The sequence below is a fragment of the Endozoicomonas sp. SESOKO4 genome (assembly GCF_024606275.1).
This window is the reverse complement of sequence record NZ_JAHHPS010000033.1, coordinates 1-3,820: the sequence shown is the minus strand read 5'-3', so window position 1 is coordinate 3,820 and position 3,820 is coordinate 1. Positions and strand designations below refer to the sequence as shown.

At 48.0% G+C, this 3,820-nt stretch carries 2 protein-coding genes; both read left to right on the top strand.

Annotated elements, in window-relative coordinates; translation table 11 throughout:
• Positions 1–652 precede the first annotated feature (652 nt).
• Positions 653–2,749, top strand: coding sequence for a polyribonucleotide nucleotidyltransferase (gene pnp / locus KDK16_RS00500; RefSeq protein ID WP_257274220.1), 2,097 nt, complete (start codon positions 653–655; stop codon positions 2,747–2,749).
• A 240-nt stretch (positions 2,750–2,989) separates the two neighbouring features.
• The coding region (locus KDK16_RS00495) for a hypothetical protein (protein ID WP_257274219.1) at positions 2,990–3,820 on the top strand (831 nt) is incomplete at its 3' end.

Genomic DNA, 3,820 nt, shown 5'->3' with positions numbered 1-3,820 from the left:
CAGCAAATTGGTCTGAAAATCCGCTTTTGTTCGTCAAATAGCTCGCTATTCTCCTTACAAAACCGAATTTTCATCCCCAATTTTTCCGTCCTCGCTACGGGCTAGCCCAGGCGGGCAATATTCTCGGTCAGCCTCCCAGACGTAGTAGCATGCTTTGAGTTGAAATTTTGTGTTCAACTCAGGGTTAGACAGAAGTGGATTAAACAGCTTCGAACGAATTGCAGCTTCGAAGCCAGTTAATGTGTTTCTGTGTAGTCAAAGCACCGCCGGCTTCCATTGTGAGGCAGGCGGTGTTTTGCTTTGTCGGTCATAAGAAAAATCAGCCTGTTGCAGAAGAGCAGCAAGGTATTGCAGTCAGGCTGTGAAATCTTTACTGCAATACAGTGTATAATAAAGTTTTAGCTTTTCTTGTGGTTAAAAGAACCATAAAGACGACATTGTTTTTAAGGTTTTAAAGAGCGGGATCTCCGCTCTCTTAAGTATCTTGTTAGGTACTTATTTGTCAGCACCCTGGTTGTCAGTAGAGGGTGCAATTCCAAGTCTGTCTGGGTAGGCAGGGTCTTTAGGTTATCCAGAGGGTTTTGAATTGCATCTGTCACACCACTATGACCGGGTACTGTATTCGTTTGTTCACACTTAATAGGAAAACGTTGTGAATCCGGTAATTAAAACATTTCAGTTCGGTGACCAGACCATCACTCTGGAAACCGGTCGTGTTGCTCGTCAGGCTTCGGGTGCTGTCCTGGCCAAGATGGGCGATATTGCTATTCTGGCAACTGTTGTCGGAGCCCGACAGGCGAATGAAGGTCAGGATTTCTTCCCGCTCTCCGTTCACTATCAAGAAAAAACATACGCTGCCGGTAAAATTCCGGGTGGCTTCCTGAAGCGCGAATCCCGTCCAAGTGAGAAAGAAACTCTGACTTCTCGTTTGATCGACCGTCCTATTCGTCCTCTGTTCCCTAAAGGTTTCATGAACGAAGTACAGGTTGTCTGTACAGTCATGTCCACTGATAAGAAGAATGATCCGGACATTCTGGCCATGGTAGCGACCTCTGCAGCCCTGGCTGTTTCCGGTATTCCTTTCGATGGTCCGATCGGTGCTGCCCGTGTTGGTTTCAACGAAGAGAAAGGTTATCTGCTAAACCCAAGCTATGAAGAACTAAAGACTTCCGAGTTGGACATGGTGGTAGCGGGTACTAACGACGCTGTTCTGATGGTTGAATCTGAAGCTCAGGAACTGACAGAAGACGAGATGCTGGGAGCGGTTCTGTTTGCCCACCAGGAATACCAGACCGTCATCCAGGCCGTTAAGGAGCTGGCTGCAGAGGCTGGCAAGGCTCGCTGGGAGTGGGAAGCGCCAGCTGAGAACATCCAGTTGAAAGAAAAAGTAGCGGCTTTCGAAGGTAAGATGCGTGAAGCTTACCAGATCACCATCAAACAAGATCGTACTGCCGCCGTTAAAACACTGCGTCAGGAAGTGATGGAAGCGATCGCTGAAGACAGTGCGTTCGACGCTTCTGATGTTGAAAAGGCTTTCGGCAAGCTGGAGAAAAATGTTGTACGTGGCAACATTATCAACGGCATGCCTCGTATAGATGGTCGTGACACCAAGACGGTTCGTAACATTGGTGTTGAGATCGGTGTTCTGCAGAAGACTCACGGTTCTTCCCTGTTCACTCGTGGCGAAACTCAGGCTATTGTTACCGCGACACTGGGTACGTCCCGTGACGCTCAGATCGTTGATAATCTGGAAGGGGAAGTCAAAGACCCATTCATGCTGCACTACAACTTTCCATCCTACTCTGTGGGCGAGTGTGGTCGCATGGGGGCGCCTGGACGTCGTGAAATTGGTCACGGTCGTCTGGCTCGTCGTGGTGTTCAGGCGGTTCTGCCGAGTCAGGATGAGTTCCCATACACCATCCGAGTTGTTTCCGAGATCACTGAATCCAACGGCTCCAGCTCTATGGCTTCTGTCTGTGGTTCTTCCCTGGCTCTGATGGATGCAGGTGTTCCTCTGAAAGCGCCAGTTGCCGGTATCGCCATGGGTCTGGTTAAAGAAGGTGATCAGTTCGCTGTTCTGACTGACATACTGGGTGATGAAGACCACCTGGGTGACATGGACTTTAAAGTAGCTGGTACCTCTGAAGGCATCACAGCCCTGCAGATGGATATCAAGATTGCTGGTATTACAGAAGAGATCATGGAGATAGCCCTGGAACAGGCTATGCAGGCTCGCCTGCACATCCTCGGTGAGATGAACAAGGTCATCAGTACTGCCCGTTCAGAATTGAACCCCAATGCGCCTATGACCATGTCTCTGAAAATTGATCCGGACAAGATTCGTGATGTGATCGGTAAGGGCGGTTCCACTATCCGCAGTATCTGCGATAAAACCGGTGCGTCTGTTGATATCGACGACAGTGGTATGGTTCAGATCTTTGCCGAGAACAGTGAAAAAGCCAAAGCTGCCTACGACATGGTTTACGGCATTACTGCTGAAGCCGAGATTGGTAAAATCTATACCGGTGAAGTTACCCGTATTCTGGACTTTGGTGCATTTGTCAGCGTACTGCCTGGTAAAGACGGCCTTGTGCATATCTCTCAAATCGCCAATGAGCGTGTTGAGAATGTGACTGACTACCTGAAAGTTGGTCAGACAGTTGACGTTGTTGTGCTGGATATATACTCTCGTGGTCGTATAAAACTGAGCATGAAAGAAGTTGAGCGTGCAAGAGAACAGCAAAGCTGATCTTAAACGCGAGGCTTTCTAAAAAAACAGGAGTCAGTGGCTCCTGTTTTGCTATCTCCATACCACACAGCTAAATTCTTGAACCCGCATACTCTGAGCCAGATTTCATAAGAATAAGTTTTTATAAGTCATTTATATTCTATTTATCATTGAAATCAACACTATACTTACCCCCTTATCGAGTGTTACGAACAGGTTTTTAACCTGATTTTGCCGTAACTATGGTCGAGGAGCTTGGGCATGAGACAAGTTTTAGGGGCTCTGAGCGCGCTGATCTTATCCATCGCTTTGACTCACTACGGAATTGCTTTTGCCAGTGAGCAACGGCACGGAGGGCCCACGGACTCACATTCAAAGCAATCAAAAAATAAAACGCTTCTTCCGCTCGTTTTGGGAACGATGTCTCCGTCGGGCGAGTCAAAAGCTGAGAAAAGAAATTCTGTGGATTCCTCATCAAGTCAAGGTGGTGTTATCAACAGCACCAGTCCGCTATTGCAGGCCACAGAGGTTCCTGAGCCGTCTCAGAAAGCGATGCACGATCAGTACAACCTGATTCCTTTTGATGTCAGTGAGGATAACTACGCTGACGCTAAGAGAAAGCTGACGTATCTTTGGGCAAGGGCAACTTTTCTTGATGACCCCTCATTGCGCCCTAATCATGGCACTAATGAAGGCGGTCTCCAGCCAGAGCCAGCTCTATTTCCATTAAACACTGGCTATAATCCGGCTTATCCCTACGGGTCATCAAGACAATATTGTATTTCCCCACTGCCAGAGCCTTTAGCCAAAGAGTCCCGCTGTAATGATGACCAACTGACCGGATTCTGTCGAGTCAAGTTTATGCAGAATGGTAGGGCCAGCACCCTGGTTGGTATGCTGGCCAATACACCCGATAATGTCAGCGGATGTCTTTTATCGAGTCGTGAAACAGGTCTTTTCCCGGACTCTTTGGGGGATGAAAATCTACTGCCCAGAGACATTCTGGTCACTGACAAAAAATATTATCAGATCAATGTTACTTACGACAGCGTCACCTACCGATTTCGGAAAAGGATCAAGCATCCGGCACCC